Annotated in this window: 15 protein-coding genes; 3 read left to right on the top strand and 12 right to left on the bottom strand. The window is 70.8% G+C overall.

The annotated features are described in order from the left end of the window. Positions 1 to 15: 15 nt before the first annotated feature. Positions 16 to 333: a DUF3039 domain-containing protein gene (locus QMK30_RS05815; protein WP_283516055.1), complete on the bottom strand. Its 318-nt coding sequence runs from the start codon at positions 331 to 333 to the stop codon at positions 16 to 18. A 67-nt stretch (positions 334 to 400) separates the two neighbouring features. After that, positions 401 to 1,000, bottom strand: coding sequence for a YqgE/AlgH family protein (locus QMK30_RS05820; protein ID WP_283516121.1), 600 nt, complete (start codon positions 998 to 1,000; stop codon positions 401 to 403). 255 nt (positions 1,001 to 1,255) lie between these two features. Here QMK30_RS05820 and murA point away from each other — a divergent pair, with 255 nt between their 5' ends. Beyond that, a complete protein-coding gene (gene murA / locus QMK30_RS05825) occupies positions 1,256 to 2,596 on the top strand; it encodes a UDP-N-acetylglucosamine 1-carboxyvinyltransferase (RefSeq protein WP_283516056.1) in 1,341 nt (446 codons plus the stop codon). 292 nt (positions 2,597 to 2,888) lie between these two features. Here murA and QMK30_RS05830 read toward each other — a convergent pair whose 3' ends face one another. After that, entirely contained in the window at positions 2,889 to 3,347 is a 459-nt protein-coding gene (locus QMK30_RS05830; RefSeq protein ID WP_283516057.1) for a hypothetical protein, read from the bottom strand. Positions 3,348 to 3,349: 2 nt separating this feature from the next. Further along, positions 3,350 to 4,459, bottom strand: a complete 1,110-nt coding sequence (locus tag QMK30_RS05835) for an ABC transporter substrate-binding protein (protein ID WP_283516122.1) — start codon at positions 4,457 to 4,459, stop codon at positions 3,350 to 3,352. Between the two features lie 308 nt (positions 4,460 to 4,767). Between QMK30_RS05835 and QMK30_RS05840 the strand changes: the two genes are divergently transcribed. Both QMK30_RS05840 and QMK30_RS05845 read left to right on the top strand, forming a co-directional pair. Continuing rightward, complete coding sequence (locus tag QMK30_RS05840; protein WP_283516058.1) at positions 4,768 to 5,508, top strand: GntR family transcriptional regulator; 741 nt, start codon at positions 4,768 to 4,770, stop codon at positions 5,506 to 5,508. Positions 5,509 to 5,551: 43 nt separating this feature from the next. Beyond that, entirely contained in the window at positions 5,552 to 6,184 is a 633-nt protein-coding gene (locus QMK30_RS05845; protein ID WP_283516059.1) for an HAD family hydrolase, read from the top strand. 152 nt (positions 6,185 to 6,336) lie between these two features. Here QMK30_RS05845 and QMK30_RS05850 read toward each other — a convergent pair whose 3' ends face one another. From QMK30_RS05850 to QMK30_RS05885, 8 genes are all read right to left on the bottom strand, one after another. Further along, positions 6,337 to 6,618, bottom strand: coding sequence for an HU family DNA-binding protein (locus QMK30_RS05850; protein ID WP_003954777.1), 282 nt, complete (start codon positions 6,616 to 6,618; stop codon positions 6,337 to 6,339). A gap of 311 nt (positions 6,619 to 6,929) precedes the next feature. Beyond that, a complete protein-coding gene (locus QMK30_RS05855; protein WP_283516060.1) occupies positions 6,930 to 8,363 on the bottom strand; it encodes an NAD-dependent malic enzyme in 1,434 nt (477 codons plus the stop codon). A 427-nt stretch (positions 8,364 to 8,790) separates the two neighbouring features. After that, positions 8,791 to 11,217 (bottom strand): HelD family protein, encoded by a 2,427-nt coding sequence (locus QMK30_RS05860; protein WP_502963071.1) that lies wholly within the window; start codon positions 11,215 to 11,217, stop codon positions 8,791 to 8,793. Positions 11,218 to 11,313: 96 nt separating this feature from the next. Further along, positions 11,314 to 12,069 carry an anti-sigma factor family protein gene (locus QMK30_RS05865; protein WP_283516061.1) on the bottom strand — a complete coding sequence of 252 codons (756 nt, stop codon included), beginning with the start codon at positions 12,067 to 12,069 and terminating at the stop codon, positions 11,314 to 11,316. After that, positions 12,066 to 12,695: a sigma-70 family RNA polymerase sigma factor gene (locus tag QMK30_RS05870; RefSeq protein ID WP_283516062.1), complete on the bottom strand. Its 630-nt coding sequence runs from the start codon at positions 12,693 to 12,695 to the stop codon at positions 12,066 to 12,068. Before QMK30_RS05870 ends, QMK30_RS05865 begins: the two co-directional genes overlap by 4 nt. Positions 12,696 to 12,756: 61 nt before the next feature. Continuing rightward, positions 12,757 to 13,341, bottom strand: a complete 585-nt coding sequence (locus QMK30_RS05875) for a CGNR zinc finger domain-containing protein (RefSeq protein ID WP_283516063.1) — start codon at positions 13,339 to 13,341, stop codon at positions 12,757 to 12,759. Between the two features lie 103 nt (positions 13,342 to 13,444). Further along, positions 13,445 to 14,623: a uroporphyrinogen-III synthase gene (locus QMK30_RS05880; RefSeq protein ID WP_283516064.1), complete on the bottom strand. Its 1,179-nt coding sequence runs from the start codon at positions 14,621 to 14,623 to the stop codon at positions 13,445 to 13,447. 138 nt (positions 14,624 to 14,761) lie between these two features. Beyond that, complete coding sequence (locus tag QMK30_RS05885; RefSeq protein WP_283516065.1) at positions 14,762 to 16,093, bottom strand: nitrate/nitrite transporter; 1,332 nt, start codon at positions 16,091 to 16,093, stop codon at positions 14,762 to 14,764. Positions 16,094 to 16,141: the final 48 nt, after the last annotated feature.

Consider the following 16,141-nt stretch of genomic DNA (forward strand, 5'->3'; position numbering starts at 1 on the left):
GTGGTGGTCCTGCCGCTACTTCTTGTCGCCCTTGCCGTCCTTGCCGCCCTTGTCCTTGCCACCGCCCGCGCCGAGATCCTCGAAGATCTCCTTGCACATCGGGCAGACCGGGTACTTCTTCGGGTCGCGTCCCGGGACCCAGACCTTGCCGCACAGCGCCACGACGGGGGTGCCCTCCAGGGCACTCGCCATGATCTTGTCCTTCTGGACGTAATGGGCGTAGCGCTCGTGGTCGCCATCCCCGTGGGACGTCTGCGGCGCCGGCTCGACGAGGGTCCCCGTACCCGTGCCTCGGTCGGGCTGGGGCTGGGGCTCGGGCTCAAGAGTGCTCATGGCATCCAAGGGTACCCACGCTCGCGCGGCGACGGGAGCGCCAAGCCGCCGACCCCTCGGACACGCCCTAGTTGAGCGAGGCGTCGTCCGGGTAGGTCGCGATGACCGCGAGCTTGTTGCGCTGCCTGCGCAGTACGGCGCGCCACAGGCTCTCCGGCTCCGGTGACGACACGTCGCCGGGCTCGGACTCGACGACGTACCACGCCCCGTCGCCCAGCTCCTCCTCCAGCTGTCCGGGGCCCCAGCCCGCGTACCCGGCGAAGATCCGCAGCGAGCCCAGCGCCGCGGCGAGCAGCTCCGGCGGGGCCTCCAGGTCGACCAGACCGATGGCGCCGTGGACGCGGCGCCAGCCGAGGGGGTCACGCCCGCCCCGGTGCGTCCGGGAGCCCGGGGTGGCGCCTTCGTCACCGGGGACCACCGCCACGCCGAGCGCGGAGTCGAGTGAGACCGGGCCGCCCTGGAACACGACGCCGGGAGAACCGGCGAGGGCGGCCCAGGGCAGCAGGATGTCGCCGACCCTCACCGGGGTCGGGCGGTTGAGAACCACGCCGAGGGAACCCTCATCGTCATGGTCGATGAGGAGCACCACCGCACGTTCGAAATTCGGGTCCGCGAGCGCCGGCGTGGCCACCAGCAGCCGTCCTGTGAGCGAGGACACCTCCGTCATGGCAGACATGATCCCGCATCTTCGCCCTCCCGGGGGAGCGGACTGCGATGAGCAGGCACGCGCAGCTCAGGGCGCACCGGAGCAGGAGGAGCGCACCGGCCGCGGGCGGTGACCCTGCGCCGACGACCCGGAGCGCAGCGTGTTGTGGCGAACCCATGACGTGCCGGAGCGGCCCTTTGCCTTACGGGACCAGGGGGTAACGCCATTACCCTTACCCCTTGGCCACCTGTCCGACGACACCGGAACGCGAGATTCATGACCGGCACTGACGATGTACTGCTTGTCCACGGCGGCACCCCGCTCGAGGGCGAGATCCGTGTCCGCGGCGCGAAGAACCTGGTGCCGAAGGCGATGGTCGCCGCGCTGCTCGGCAGCGGCCCCAGCCGGCTGCGCAACGTGCCCGACATCCGCGATGTGCGCGTCGTACGTGGGCTGCTGCAGCTGCACGGTGTGACGGTACGTCCCGGTGACGAGCCGGGTGAGCTGATCCTCGACCCGTCGCACGTCGAGAGCGCCAATGTCGCCGACATCGACGCGCACGCGGGCTCCTCGCGCATCCCGATCCTGTTCTGCGGCCCGCTGCTGCACCGCCTCGGCCATGCCTTCATTCCGGGCCTGGGCGGCTGCGACATCGGCGGTCGGCCGATCGACTTCCACTTCGAGGTGCTGCGCCAGTTCGGCGCGACGATCGAGAAGCGCGAGGGCGGCCAGTACCTGGAGGCCCCGCAGCGCCTGCGCGGCTGCAAGATCCGGCTGCCGTACCCGTCCGTCGGCTCGACCGAGCAGGTGCTCCTGACGGCCGTGCTGGCCGAGGGCGTCACCGAGCTGTCGAACGCCGCCGTGGAGCCGGAGATCGAGGACCTCATCTGCGTACTGCAGAAGATGGGCGCGATCATCTCCATGGACACCGACCGGACCATCCGGATCACCGGTGTCGACAAGCTCGACGGCTACACGCACCGCGCGCTCTCGGACCGCTTGGAGGCGGCCTCCTGGGCGTCCGCGGCGCTCGCCACCGAGGGCAACATCTATGTGCGCGGCGCGCAGCAGCGCTCGATGATGACGTTCCTGAACACGTTCCGCCGGGTCGGCGGCGCGTTCGAGGTCGACGACGAGGGCATCCGCTTCTGGCACCCGGGCGGCCCGCTCAACGCGATCGCGCTGGAGACGGACGTGCACCCCGGCTTCCAGACGGACTGGCAGCAGCCGCTGGTCGTGGCGCTGACGCAGGCCTCGGGCCTGTCGATCGTCCACGAGACGGTGTACGAGTCGCGCCTCGGCTTCACGTCCGCGCTGAACCAGATGGGCGCGCACATCCAGCTGTACCGCGAGTGCCTGGGCGGCTCCAACTGCCGTTTCGGCCAGCGCAACTTCCTGCACTCGGCGGTCGTCAGCGGCCCGACGAAGCTGCAGGGCGCGGACCTGGTCATCCCCGACCTGCGAGGCGGCTTCTCGTACCTGATCGCGGCACTCGCCGCGCAGGGCACGTCGCGGGTGCACGGCATCGACCTGATCAACCGCGGCTACGAGAACTTCATGGCCAAGCTGGTGGAGCTCGGCGCGAAGGTGGAACTGCCGGGCGGGGCGCTGGTCTAGCGACACCTGCCGCACACGCTGGAACGCCGGACGGGCCGAAAGGATTTCTTTCGGCCCGTCCGGCGTTCCAGGACACCCGGCGGCAGCCGCGAAAGGTCACAGCGAGCAGGGGCGGGTGAGGGAAACGCCTAAGGGCTGTCCCGTAATCCCTGGTGGATCAGCGCACGGCGTCAGATGCGGTGCATCGCAAGGCGGAGGGGCGTTCGCATACTGGACGTATTCGGGCGTTCCGACAACGCGGCGAGGTGCCGTAGCTGTCGTCGTGCGCCTGCCAGGGATTGCGGGACAGCCCTTAGCGCAGCGCCACCAGTACCGGATTCTCGTGCGGCGTCACCGTGCACCGCGCCCCCACGCCCAGCTCCCCCGCCTCCCAGCTCGGCAGATCCGCCTTGAAGGCGACCCCCGAGTCGGTGACCAGGTGCAGCCGGGTCGTCGCCCCGAGGAACGTCGCGACGCGTACCCCGGTCGCGTACGCGCCGGAGAGCGAGCCCTCCAGGTTGGCGAGGCTGTACACACTCGCGCCGGTCACCGGGTCGGTGACGACGAACGCGTTGTACGCCATGGTCCCGGCGGGCAGGCCGAAGCAGAGCGCGAGGAAGAGGAAGTACGGGACGACTGCGGGCCAGCGGTGCCGGCGCCCGCGGCGCACGGACCGGCCGCGGGGGCGGGCGGCGCCGAGGGTGGGGACGGCGCCGCCCTTCACCGCGTCGGCCTCGGCCACCGGGGCCGTGGGGGCGACTTGGTCGGTCATGCTCAGCTGACCGCCTTGCCCCAGCCCTGGACGACGGCCTCCTTGGCCTTCGCCTCCTGCTGCGGCGTCACGGTCTTGGGGGTGCCTTTGACCTCGGGGATCTTGGCGGCGGCGGCCTTGTCGGCGCTGCCGTCCTTGTCCATGACCTCGAACAGGGCGGGGCGGGAGAAGCCCTTGAGCCAGATGTTCTGGCCTTCGTTGCTGTAGATGAACTCCAGCCACAGGCGCGTGGCGGCCGGGTGCGGGGCGTGCTTGTTGACGCCCTGGTTGTAGTAGTTGGAGTACTGACCGTCCGAGGGGACGGTGACCTTCCAGTCGACGCCCTTGGCCTTGAGCTTCTCGCCGTACCCGAGGTTCAGGTAGTCCCAGTCGATCGAGATCGGTGTCTCGCCCTTCCGGATGGTGGCGAGGGTCGACTCGGCGGGGACGTAGTTGCCCTTCTCCTTGAGCTTCTTGAAGAAGTCGAGGCCGGGCTGGATGTCGTCGAGCGAGCCGCCGTTGGAGAGCGAGGCGGCGAAGACCGTGGCGAGCGCGGAGCTGGACTCGGTCGGGTTGCCGTTGAGGGCGACCTTGTTCTTGTACGCCGGGTCGAGCAGTTCCGCGAAGGTCTCGGGGCACTTCTTGACGGCCTTGGCGTCACAGCCGATGGAGACGTAGCCGCCGTAGTTGTTCAGGTACGAACCGTCGGGCTGCTTCTGCGCGGCGGGTATCTTGTCCCAGCCCTCGACCTTGTACGGGGCGAGGAGCTTCTGCGCCTTGGCGTTCTGCATGTACGCGGTGCCGAGGTCCAGCGCGTCGACGGCGCGGTCCTGGCCCTTGCGCTTGGCGGCAGCGTTCAGCGCCTGCTGGCTGCTGCCGCCGGGGTTCTCGTTGTTGACCTTGATCTTGTACTTCTTCTCGAAGGTCTCGATCATCTCGCCGTAGTTGGCCCAGTCGGGCGAGAGCGCGTAGACGTTCAGCTCGCCCTCCTTCTCGGCCGCGAGGGCGAGCTTGTCCATCCCGCCGAGGTCCGCGGCCGAGCTCGCCGTCGCGGCCTTGCTGCCGCCGCCGACGGCGTCGGGGGCCGAGCCACAACTGGTGGCCAGAGTGGCGGTCGCGAGTGCGGCCCCCACAAGGAGGAGCGAGCGGCTGGGGCGGGGCGAACGGGATGGGTGCACGTTGTACTCCTGGGTCCTCGGCCGGCCACCTGTATGTACAAGCCGACAGCACTAAGCCAGCGCAAACTAGCAGCACCCCACTGCTTCGACCAAGCATTCGCATCAATAAAACCCCAGGTCAAAAGCGTTATAGAGAGGGAGGTTTAAGGCTGGGGGAAGTGGCAAGAAGCAGACCTCCCGCCCTGGGGAGATGCATGATGCTGCGCACAGATGTCATGATGCAGCACCCCGCCCCACCAGCGGCGGGGAGCATGAGGAGCACAGTGACCCGACGGCACCAGCAGATCACCGAGGCCCTGCGCCACGCCATCGCCGACGGCCGGTACCCGGTGGGCGGCGCCCTGCCGTCGGAGTCCGAACTGGCCGCGCTGTACGACGTCTCGCGCGGTACGGTCCGGCACGCCATCGGCACCCTGCTCGACGCCGGGCTGATCGGCTCCCGGCAGGGCGCCAGGCACGTCGTCATGTCCACCGCGCCGAGCCAGAGCTTCAGCGAGCTGCGCAGCTTCGCGCAGTGGGCCAGGGCGGGCGGGCACGTCCCCGGCGGCCTGGTCCTGGACTCGGCGCGCGGCGCCGCGGACGGCGAGGAGGCGGCCCTGCTGCGGCTCGCGCCCGGCGATCCGGTGCTGCGCGTACGGCGACAGCGAACCCTCGACGGGGACCCGGTGCTGCTTGAGCGCACCGTGTACGCCGGCTGGGTCGCCGACGCGGTGGAGCGGCTGCCCGCCGACTGCGAGTCCGTGACGACGGCCCTGCGGGACTCCACCGGCCTGGTCTTCGCGCACGGCGAGCACCACCTGGACGCGGTGGCCGCGGGCACCGTGGACGCCAAGGAGCTCGGCGTCCGGCGCGGCAGCCCGCTGCTGCGGGTGCGCCGCACCACCACCAGCGGCGAAGGCCGCCCCGTGGAGACCTCGGACGACCGCTACCGGCCGGGCGCGGTGGTCTTCACCGTACGCAACTCCACCCGGGCCAACCCGCTGGCCCGCACCACCGCCGACTAACCCTTCCCGCACGTCAAGACCCCCTAGCGAACGTGAGCCGCACATGCCATCCCCCGCTCTGCCCGCCGCCCTGCTGTGCGACATGGACGGCACCCTCGTCGACACCGAGCACCAGTGGCTCGACGTCGTGGCCGCCCTGCTGCGCGAGCACGGCCTGCCCGCGGGCCCCGCGGAGCTGGCGCCCTTCGCGGGCGCCGCCGTCGGCAGCGCGGCCGGGCTGCTGGCCCGCGAGCACGGCGTGACCGGGACGGCCGAGCGGCTGGACCGGGACTTCACGGCCCGGGTCGCCGCCGGCATCACCATTCAGCCCGGCGCCCTGCGCCTCCTGGACCGGGCGGGGGAGCTGGGCATACCGGCGGCCCTGGTGACCGCGTCGGAGCGGCCGGTGGCCGATCTGGTGCTGGCCGCGCTGGGCGCGCACCGCTTCGCCGCCTCGGTGGCCTCAGGCGAGACGCCGCGCGGCAAGCCCCACCCGGACCCGTATCTGGCCGCCGCGGCGGCCCTGGGGGTGGATCCGGCGCTCTGCCTGGCCGTGGAGGACACCCCGACCGGCGCCACAGCCGCCCTGGCGGCGGGTTGCAGGCTGTTGGCGGTCCCTTCGGTGCCCGGCATCGCCTCGGGCCCCCGCACGGTCCTGGTGGCGTCCCTGACGGACGTGGATCTGGCCACCGTCTGAAACCCGGACGCGGGTCGCTCCGGCGTGCCGCGTCCGGGTCGTACGAACACAGGTCCTAGCGGCGCGAGTACGCCGAAGGGGGCGGGCATGCCGAAGGGGGCGTCCTCCCGGCGTGTTCCGGGTGGACGCCCCCTTCGGATGTGCCTAGGGGATTACTTGCCCTTGGCGGCTTCCTTGAGCTTGGAGCCCGCGGAGACCTTCACGCTGTAGCCGGCCGGGATCTGGATCGGGTCGCCGGTCTGCGGGTTACGAGCGGTGCGAGCGGCACGGTGGGTGCGCTCGAAGGTCAGGAAGCCGGGGATGGTGACCTTCTCGTCACCCTTGGCGACGATCTCGCCAACGGTCTCGGCGAGAGCGGCCAGAACGGCGTCGGCGTCCTTGCGGGTTACCTCGGCACGGTCGGCCAGGGCGGCCACCAGCTCACTGCGGTTCATGTTGTTACTCCCGTGTTCTTCTTGCCTGTGAGGCGTGAGATCGAAGCCGATGCTGCCAGGGCCCTCGGACAGTCCCCGGACCCGGGTCTGTCGTCAGACCCTCGCGCCCGAATATGCATCCTGCCCCCACCAGCGGCGGGAAAGCCAATCCGGCACCCTCCGGAGTCACACGAAAAGCGCCACTGCCTCGACGTGGTGACGCTCCGTCTGCTTCCGGAAGCGGACCGCAGGCTTCTGCGGGGGCCGGCGGGCTCTTTGCCCGCCACCCTAGAGGGGCCCACGGGGCCCCGCGTTCCGCGACGCGCCGGGCGTCAGACGGAAGGCTGCGCGGACGTGGGACCCGTCACAGCCTTTGCGGCCGTACGGACCGCTCCGGCGACCGCGCCCGCCACCTTGTCGTTGAAGACGGACGGAATGATGTAGTTCGGGTTGAGCTCGTCCTCGGAGACGACATCGGCGAGGGCGGTGGCCGCCGCCAGCATCATCTCCGTGTTGACGGTGCGGGAATGGGCGTCGAGGAGACCGCGGAAGACGCCCGGGAAGACCAGCACATTATTGATCTGGTTCGGGAAGTCCGAGCGCCCGGTGGCCACAACAGCCGCCGTCTGACGGGCGATCGCCGGGTCGACCTCGGGGTCGGGGTTCGCGAGCGCGAACACGATCGCACCGTCCGCCATCGCCGCGACGTCGTCCCCGTTGAGGACATTGGGGGCCGAGACGCCGATGAAGACGTCGGAGTCGACCACGGCCTCCTTGAGGGTGCCGCGTACGCCCTCCGGGTTGGTGTTGTCGGCGATCCAGCGCAGCGGCGACTCGGGCGCGGCGGCGACCAGGTCCTCGCGGTCCGCGTGCACGACACCGTGGATGTCGGCGACGACGGCATGCTTGACACCCGCGGCGATCAGCAGCTTCAGGATGGCCGTGCCCGCGGCACCGGCCCCGGACATGACGACCCGTACGTCACCGATGGACTTGCCGACCACCCGCAGCGCGTTGGTCAGTGAGGCGAGCACCACAATGGCCGTGCCGTGCTGGTCGTCGTGGAAGACCGGGATGTCGAGGGCCTCGCGCAGCCGTGCCTCGATCTCGAAGCAGCGGGGCGCCGAGATGTCCTCCAGGTTGATGCCCGCGAAGCCGGGGGCGATGGCCTTGACGACGGCGACGATCTCGTCGGTGTCCTGGGTGTCCAGGCAGATCGGCCAGGCGTCGATGCCGGCGAAGCGCTTGAAGAGCGCCGCCTTGCCCTCCATCACCGGCAGGGCTGCCATCGGGCCGATGTTGCCGAGGCCGAGCACCGCCGAGCCGTCCGTCACGACCGCGACGGAGTTGCGCTTGATGGTGAGGCGACGGGCGTCCTCGGGGTTCTCGGCGATCGCCATGCAGACCCTCGCCACACCCGGGGTGTAGATCATCGAGAGGTCGTCACGGTTGCGGATGGGGTGCTTGGACGACATCTCGATCTTGCCGCCGAGGTGCATCAGGAACGTACGGTCGGAGACCTTGCCCACCACCACGCCGACGATGCGGCGCAGTTCCTCGACGATCTCGTCGGCGTGCGACGTGGAGGAGGCCGCGATCGTGACGTCGATCCGCAGCTTCTCGTGGCCGGACGCGGTGACGTCGAGGCCGGTCACGGAGCCGCCGGAGGCTTCGACGGCCGTGGTGAGCTGACTGACCGCGGTCCCGCTCGCGGGGACCTCCAGTCGGACCGTCATCGAGTACGAGACGCTGGGCGCCGTTGCCATGGCCGACTTCCTCTGCTTTCACTCAGCTTCATTGCTACGCGGCCACGGCTGTTTGCCCGGCAACGCTTTCCGATGGTCGCACCTACCTGCCGGTAGCAGGTAATGCTCATTCTGCTTTCGGAAATTGTTTTCCACCATACGAGAGATGATCCGTCCAGCGGAACCCCGGACGTGCACCGGTCACTCAGAGGCACTCGGCGGGCACGCACCGCCTCGCCCCGGGCACGCAAAAGGCCCGCGCCACCCTGGGGTGACGCGGGCCTTTCTATGAAGTGGTGAGTGGCACCGACCCGCCATGCTCGCCTCGCGGCAAGTGGTCGCTCGAAGCGACGAAGGTTGGGCCCGGGGGCTTGGATCGAATCGGCGCCACACCCAGACTAACAAACCACCCCGGGAAGTGATTCCCGCATCGCGGATCGGCTCCGAATCAATCTCCCGGCCGGTCCCGCAGCAGGTCCGGCACCCCGTCCGCGTCGGGCCGGTCGCGCTCCTGCGACACCACCGTGAGCTGCTGCGTCGCGCGCGTCAGCGCCACGTAGAGCACCCGCAGACCCGCCGGGGACTCGTCCCCGATCTCGGCGGGCGATACCACGACCGTGGCGTCGTACTCCAGGCCCTTGGCCTCCAGGCTGCCGAGCGCCACGACCCGGCCGCCGAGCGGCGCCAGCCACTTGCGTGCCTGCGCGCGCCGGTTCATGGCGACGACGACACCCACGGTGCCGTCCACCCGGTCCAGGAGCCGCTGGGCCTCCTCACGGACCGTCCGGGCCAGGTCCTTGTCCCGTACGACCGCGAAGCGGGGCTCCACGCCCGTGGAGCGCACCGCGGACGGCGACTCCATGCCCGGCATCGCGCGCGCCAGGACCTTGGCCGCCAGCGCGGCGATCTCCGCCGGGTTGCGGTAGTTCACGGTGAGCGTGAACCCGCGGCGGGGGCGCGAGCCGAGCGCCTCGTCGCGGGCCTCGGCCGCCTCCTCCGGGTCGGACCACGAGGACTGCGCCGCGTCGCCGACGATCGTCCAGGTGGCGGTCCGGCCGCGGCGGCCGACCATCCGCCACTGCATGGGCGTGAGGTCCTGCGCCTCGTCGACGATGACGTGCGCGTACTCCGTGCGCTCCAGGGCCAGGCGTTCGGCCCGCTCCCGCTGGGTCTCCTCGCGCTGCGGCATCAGCTCCTCAAGGCCGGTGAGCTGGTCCAGCGGGTCGTACTCGCGCTTGCGCCTGGGCCGGGCCGGAGTGCCGAGCAGCAGCTCCAGCTCGTCGAGCATCGCCACGTCGTGGACCGACAGGGGACCCTTGCCGTCGGCGTCCAGCCGACCCAGCGAACGGGCCAGCTGCCGGATCTCGCGCGTGGACAGGATGCGGCGGGCCCAGCGGCCCAGCTGCCGCTCGTCGCCCATCGCGGCGAGCACCCGGCGCGGGGTGAGCTCGGGCCACCAGGCGTTCAGGAAGTCGATGAACGCGGTCTCCGTGGAGACGTCCTCGTCGAAGCCCGAGCGCAGCTCCGCGGCCAGCTCGTGGTCGGACCGCTGGTACTCGGCGGCGCGGTGGCGCCCGCTGGACTTGGACCACAGCCCGTCGAGGAGCAGCTTGCGCGCCCGTGGGCGCAGCAGGTTGACGGGCGTGGTGGCGCCGAGCACGGACTGCCGGATGCGGTCCAGGTCACCGGCGTCCAGCTCGACGCGGGCGCCGAAGGCGACGACCCGCAGCAGGGTGGGCGTGACGGCGCCGGGCTCCTGCTCCTCCTCGTCGCCGAAGGGAAGCTGCCCCTCCTGCCCGGTGACGGCCGTCGCGGGGAGCTCCAGGGCGCCCCTGGCGGCCTTCCGGAGCACCTTCAGCATCCGCGACGAGCCCTTGACGCGGGCGATGTTCGGTTCGTCGTACGTCGTGGCCTCGGCCCCGTCGACCAGCGAGCCCACCGCGCGGATCGCGACCTGGCCCTCCTCGCCCAGCGAGGGCAGCACGCCCTCGGTGTACGCGACGAGCAGCGGCGTGGGCGAGACGACGAGGATGCCGCCCGCGTAGCGCCGCCTGTCCTGGTAGAGGAGGTACGCGGCGCGGTGCAGTGCCACGGCGGTCTTGCCGGTGCCGGGGCCGCCGGAGACCTCGGTGACCGAGGCGGCCGGGGCCCGGATCACCATGTCCTGCTCGGCCTGGATGGACGAGACGATGTCGCGCATGGTGTGGCTGCGGGCCTGTCCCAGTGCGGCCATCAGGGCGCCGTCGCCGATGACGGGCAGCGCGGCGCCGTCCAGCGTCGCGGTCAGCTCGGGGCGCATCAGGTCGTCCTCGACCCCGAGCACCTTGCGGCCCTTGGAGCGGATGACCCGGCGCCGTACGACCCGCCCCGGGCTCTTGGGCGTGGACCGGTAGAAGGGCGCGGCGGCCGGCGCGCGCCAGTCGATGACCAGCGGGCTGTAGTCCGAGTCGAGTACGCCGATGCGCCCGATGTGCAGCGTCTCGGCGATGTCTGCCGTGTTGTCGGGGCGTACCGCGTCGTCGGCCGTGTCGACCGACGTGAACGCACCGTCCGGGCCCTTCTGCCCGTCCTTCCCGCGCAGCAGGTCGATGCGTCCGAAGAGGAAATCCTCGAACTCGTTATTGAGCCGGTTGAGGTGAATTCCGGCGCGGAAGACCTGCGCGTCGCGTTCCGCGAGTGCGCCGGGCGTGCCGACCTGGCCGCGCTGGGCGGCGTCGTTCATGAGGAACTCCGCCTCGTGGATCTTCTCCTCAAGACGGCGGTACACCTGGTTCAGATGTGCTTGTTCGACACCGATCTCGCGTTCGCGTACCGGTTCCACAGCGGAATCGGCTACGGAATCAACGGAATCGACAGCGGCATCCTGTACGGCCACCGAGGCCCCCTTCTGACGTGCTGCGAGCAGCCGTCAACCGTACGCGAAGGGAGCCCCGGTCTGCACCTGTCAGAACCGGCGCAATGGATGGTTATGTCAGGCTTCGACCTCGACGAGCCGCTTCCCGTCGAACGTGCGCACCTCGAAGTGGTCGATGTCGTTACGGTCCATGGCCGCGCCGCCGTGGACATACAGCGGGCTCTTCGCGGCCTCGTTGGTGCTGTCCGGGATGCCGTAGCCCCACTTGGGGACGGCCCAGGTGGTCACCGTCTCCTCCTCGCCGCTCTTCGAGACGGCGATGAGGCTGCACTTCAGCGGGCCCTTCACATTTTTGAGCTCAAGGACCGTGTGAGTGCCCCAGCCCTTCTTCTCCAGACCGACGGTCGCGCTGACCTTCGTGGTGGCGTCGGTCGCGTCGACCTTCTCCTCCATGTGGTTGAAGAAGGCGTCCTCGGCGGGGCTGGTGGGGTGCGGTCCCGCGACGTTGTCGCGCCCGACGTCGTCGCCCGACGTCGTCACGATCGCGACCGTGGGACCGCCGACGACCAGCACGGCCGCGGCCGCCACCAGATACATCCCGCGTCGTTTCCGCCGGGCGCGTCCCGCCGCGACCTCACCGGTGAGCCGGTCGAGGAGCTGCGGGCTCGGCGGGGTGACACGTGCGGGTGGGCCCGGGTATTCGGCGAGCGCGGCGAACATCGGCTCCATGCCCGCGAACTCGTCCAGCTGAGAGGCGCAGAACTCGCAGCCCGCCAGATGCCTCTCGAAGGCGGTGGCGTCCGCGTCGTCCAGGATGCCCAGCACATATGCGCCGACGGCATCATGCTCGGAGTGCCGGTCCTGCGTGGTCATGCCGTCACCCCTCGTTCCTCAAGCGCCAGCTTCATCGAGCGCAATGCGTAGAAGACTCGGGATCTGACCGTCCCGCTGGGTATGCCGAGGACCTCGGCCGCCTCATTCACCGTACGTCCTCGGAAGTACGTCTCGACAAGTGCTTCCCGGTGAGCGGGGGTCAAATCATCGAGAGCGTCGGAGAGGGTCATCAGCCACAGCGCTTTGTCGATCTCGTCCTCCGCGGGCATGACTTCCAGTGGCGACGGATCGACCTCCTGCGGCCGGGCCTGCCTGCTGCGGTGGGCGTCGATGACGATGCGCCGGGCGACCGTCACCAGCCAGGGTCGTACGGAGCCGGTGGCCCGGTTGAGCTGTCCGGCGTTCTTCCACGCGCGGATGAGCGTCTCCTGCACCACGTCCTCGGCACGCTGGCGGTCGCCGGCCACCAGGCGCAGTACGTAGGCGAGCAACGGTCCGGCATGTTCGCGATAAAGGGCACGCATCAGCTCCTCGTCGGGAGTCGGCCCTTCGGCGCGCGGTCCCACACTTCGATGTCGTGCCCTGGGCGGGCGGTCATCGGCCACGGCCGCATCCTTGCGCACACGAACCTCCTGGTCGAGACCCTGGCTGGCTCCCTCTCCCATCACTACGGGCCCGTGCGTCGATCCACTCAAAACAATTTCAAGATCTTTTACGAAGCGGTGGTCAGGCCCGTGCCGCGACGGCCCGACGGCGGTGGCGCGCGACCCGCTCCCGGTTGCCGCACACCTCGCTGGAGCACCAGCGCCTGCGCCGCCCGCGGGAGGTGTCCAGGTACAGGCGGTGGCAGTTGTCGCCCTCGCACTGGCGCAGCCTGGCACGTGCCCCGGGGTCGGTCAGCAGATCCACGGTGTCCCGGGCGACGGCGGCCAGCAGCGCCGCGCACTCGGGGGCGCCACTGAGCACCCGGACGAGGGAGCCGTCCGCCGCGCGCACGGCCCGGATGCCGGGCGGCGGTTCGGCGGCGAGCGCGTTGACGTGGTCGAGGGCGCGCGGGGCGGTGCGTCCGCCGAGTTCGGCGCGTACCAACTCCGCGACGCAGGCGCGCGCTTCGGTGAACCGGCGCACCCACTGGGCGTCCACGGCGCCGAGCGCGGAGCCGGGGGGCACGAGGCCGGCGCCGACGAGCCATTCCCCGAGCCGCCCGCTGCCGTCGAGTTGCTCGTCCTGGGGCGCCGCGGTCGCCACCAGGTCCAGACAGAGCCGTCCGGAGTCGAACCGCAATGCGCAGGAGCCCGTGGCCGCCGTCATGCGCGTGTCACCGCCTCGGGGGTTACCGGTGGGTGTCGTCCCACCCAGAGTGCCCGGCCGCGCCACAAGCCGGAACCCCTCCCACCGCTCCGCTTTCGGCCCCTCAGCCGGCTGAGTACTTCGTGCTGGCCCGCGTGTCGGCCTGGGTGTCCGCCGCCGGGTCGAGCGCCAGCCGGTAGCCGCGCTTGACGACGGTGTGGATGAGTTTGGGGACACCGAGGGAGACACGCAGCCTGGCCATCGCCGTCTCGACGGCGTGCTCGTCCTTGCCGGATCCCGGCAGGGCGCGCAGCAGGTCCGCGCGGGAGACGACCCAGCCGGGGCGACGGGCCAGGGCCCGCAGCAGGGCCATGCCCGCGGGCGGCACGGGGCGCAGCTCACCGTCGAGCACCACGGCGTGGCCGCGGATCTCGAAGCTGTGGCCGGCGACGGGCAACGCACGGGCGCGGGCGGGCAGTTCGCGGCAGAGGGCCTGGACGAGCGGGCCGAGCCTGAAGCGCTCGGGCTGGACCGTGTCGATGGAGTGCGCCTGGAGCGGCAGCGCGGTGACCGGCCCCACGCAGACCACCAGGACGTCGTGCCGGAGGGCGGCGAGCACCTCGTCCAGCAGGCCCCGGTCCTCGGACCGCGACAGCAGGGATGCGGCGGCCGGGGCGCTGGTGAAGGTCAGGGCGTCCAGGCCGCGCGCGACGGTCACATCGATGAGGCGGTCGAGCGGCGCGATGTCCTGCGGCGGCATCCAGCGGTACACGGGAACGCCGACGACCTCGGCGCCCGCGTCGCGCAGCGCCTCGATGAAGCCCGGCAGGGGTTCGCCGTGCAGCTGGATAGCGATCCGGCGGCCCTCGACCCCCTGGGTCAGCAGCCGGTCGAGCACCTCGGCCATGGACTCCGAGGCCGGGGACCACTCCTCGGTGAGGCCCGCCGCGCGGACGGCGCCCTTGACCTTGGGCCCGCGGGCCAGGAGTTCGCTGTCGCGCAGCCGGCCGAGGAGGGCCTCGCCGACGCCCCAGCCCTCGGCCGCCGCCATCCACCCGCGAAAGCCGATCCCGGTCGTGGCGATCACCACGTCGGGCGCGGCGTCGATCAGCTCCTTCGTCGCGGCGAGCAGCTCGCTGTCGTCCTCGACCGGGACGATCCGCAGCGCCGGGGCGTGCAGGACGGCCGCGCCGCGCCGGGTCAGCAGCGCGCCCAGTTCCTCGGCGCGCCTCGCCGCCGTGACGCCGACGGTGAAGCCGGCGAGGGGCCCGTGGGCTTCGTGTTCTTCGGGTGTGGCGGACATTGGGGTACCCGACTCTCGTCCCGCTCTGCTGGTGGTGCGGACAACCGAGCCTGCCAACAACACGTGACGGGCTCGGTTCCCCAGTATTTCCCACCCGTTACGGACCAAGGGGGTGTCCGCCGGACACCCCCTTGTCCATCACACCTCCGCATAGGTGAGCTGCGGCTTCGCCGGCACGTCGGCGGGCCGGCGAAGGTATACCGCCCAGGTGACGGCGAAGCACGCGGCGTAGAAGGCGAGGAAGCAGCCGAAGGCCGCTGTGCCGGTCCCCGCGCTCTGGAAGGACTGCCGGAAGGCGAGGTTGATGCCGAGCCCGCCGAGCGCGCCCACGGCCCCGATGAGCCCCATGGAGGCCCCGGAGAGCCGCCGCCCGTACGCCGCGGCCGCCTCGCCCGTCATGCCCTGCGCGAGCGCCTTGGCCTGGAAGATCGCGGGGATCATCTTGTACGTCGAGCCGTTGCCGAGCCCGGTCAGGACGAACAGCGCGGTGAAGCCGGCCAGGAACACCGGCAGCGACTCCGTCATGGACGCGTAGACGACGACGGAGGTCGCGCCCGCCATCGCGGCGAAGTTCCACAGGGTGATGCGGGCGCCGCCGTAGCGGTCGGCGAGCATGCCGCCGACGGGCCTGATCAGTGAGCCGAGCAGCGGCCCGACGAAGGTGAGCGAGGCGGCCTGGAGCGGGGTGCGGCCGAACTGGGTCTGGAGGACCAGGCCGAAGGCGAAGCTGTAGCCGATGAAGGAGCCGAAGGTACCGACGTACAGGAACGCCATGATCCAGGTGTGCGGATCGCGGGCGGCGGCCTTCGCGGCCCCGGCGTCGTTGCGTACGGGCGCCAGATTGTCCATCCGCAGCGCGGCGCACCCGGCCGCGACCAGGATCAGCGGCAGATAGAGACCGAGCAGGATCCGGGGATGGCCTGCCCCGGCCACGCCGATGACCAGCAGCCCGACGAGCTGCACGACGGGTACGCCGATGTTGCCGCCGCCCGCGTTGAGGCCGAGCGCCCAGCCCTTCTTGCGCAGCGGGAAGAAGGAGTTGATGTTGGTCATGGAGGACGCGAAGTTGCCGCCGCCGACCCCGGTGAGGGCCGCGACCAGCAGGAAGGTGCTGTACGAGGTTCCCGGCTCCATCACCGCGTACGCCGCCCCGGTCGGCAGCAGCAGCAACAGGGCGCTGAAGACGGTCCAGTTGCGTCCGCCGAAGCGGGCGACGGCGAAGGTGTACGGGACCCGGACGACGGCGCCGACCAGGGTGGCCGTGCCGATCAGGAAGAACTTCCCGGCCGGGTCGACGCCGTACTCGGGCCCCATGAAGAGCACCATCACCGACCACAGGGTCCAGATGGAGAACCCGATGTGCTCGGAGAGCACGGAGTAGAGCAGATTGCGCCGGGCGATCCGCTCTCCCGTGTTCCGCCAGAAGGTGTCGTCCTCCGGATCCCACTCTTCGATCCACCGGCCTGCCATGACGCGCCTCCACGGGTATCGGGTCGTGGGAGTGACGCTAGGGACGGC

The organism is Streptomyces sp. H27-C3, from assembly GCF_030063415.1.
In the GTDB taxonomy this organism is placed as follows: domain Bacteria; phylum Actinomycetota; class Actinomycetes; order Streptomycetales; family Streptomycetaceae; genus Streptomyces.

Coding starts and splice junctions, on each gene's coding strand:
- QMK30_RS05875 (WP_283516063.1), bottom strand. CDS start 13,341: ATGACGGCGGCCACGGGCTCCTGCGCATTGCGGTTCGACTCCGGACGG.
- murA (WP_283516056.1), top strand. CDS start 1,256: ATGACCGGCACTGACGATGTACTGCTTGTCCACGGCGGCACCCCGCTC.
- QMK30_RS05845 (WP_283516059.1), top strand. CDS start 5,552: ATGCCATCCCCCGCTCTGCCCGCCGCCCTGCTGTGCGACATGGACGGC.
- QMK30_RS05850 (WP_003954777.1), bottom strand. CDS start 6,618: ATGAACCGCAGTGAGCTGGTGGCCGCCCTGGCCGACCGTGCCGAGGTA.
- QMK30_RS05870 (WP_283516062.1), bottom strand. CDS start 12,695: ATGGGAGAGGGAGCCAGCCAGGGTCTCGACCAGGAGGTTCGTGTGCGC.
- QMK30_RS05815 (WP_283516055.1), bottom strand. CDS start 333: ATGAGCACTCTTGAGCCCGAGCCCCAGCCCCAGCCCGACCGAGGCACG.
- QMK30_RS05820 (WP_283516121.1), bottom strand. CDS start 1,000: ATGACGGAGGTGTCCTCGCTCACAGGACGGCTGCTGGTGGCCACGCCG.
- QMK30_RS05830 (WP_283516057.1), bottom strand. CDS start 3,347: ATGACCGACCAAGTCGCCCCCACGGCCCCGGTGGCCGAGGCCGACGCG.
- QMK30_RS05855 (WP_283516060.1), bottom strand. CDS start 8,363: ATGGCAACGGCGCCCAGCGTCTCGTACTCGATGACGGTCCGACTGGAG.
- QMK30_RS05865 (WP_283516061.1), bottom strand. CDS start 12,069: ATGACCACGCAGGACCGGCACTCCGAGCATGATGCCGTCGGCGCATAT.
- QMK30_RS05880 (WP_283516064.1), bottom strand. CDS start 14,623: ATGTCCGCCACACCCGAAGAACACGAAGCCCACGGGCCCCTCGCCGGC.
- QMK30_RS05885 (WP_283516065.1), bottom strand. CDS start 16,093: ATGGCAGGCCGGTGGATCGAAGAGTGGGATCCGGAGGACGACACCTTC.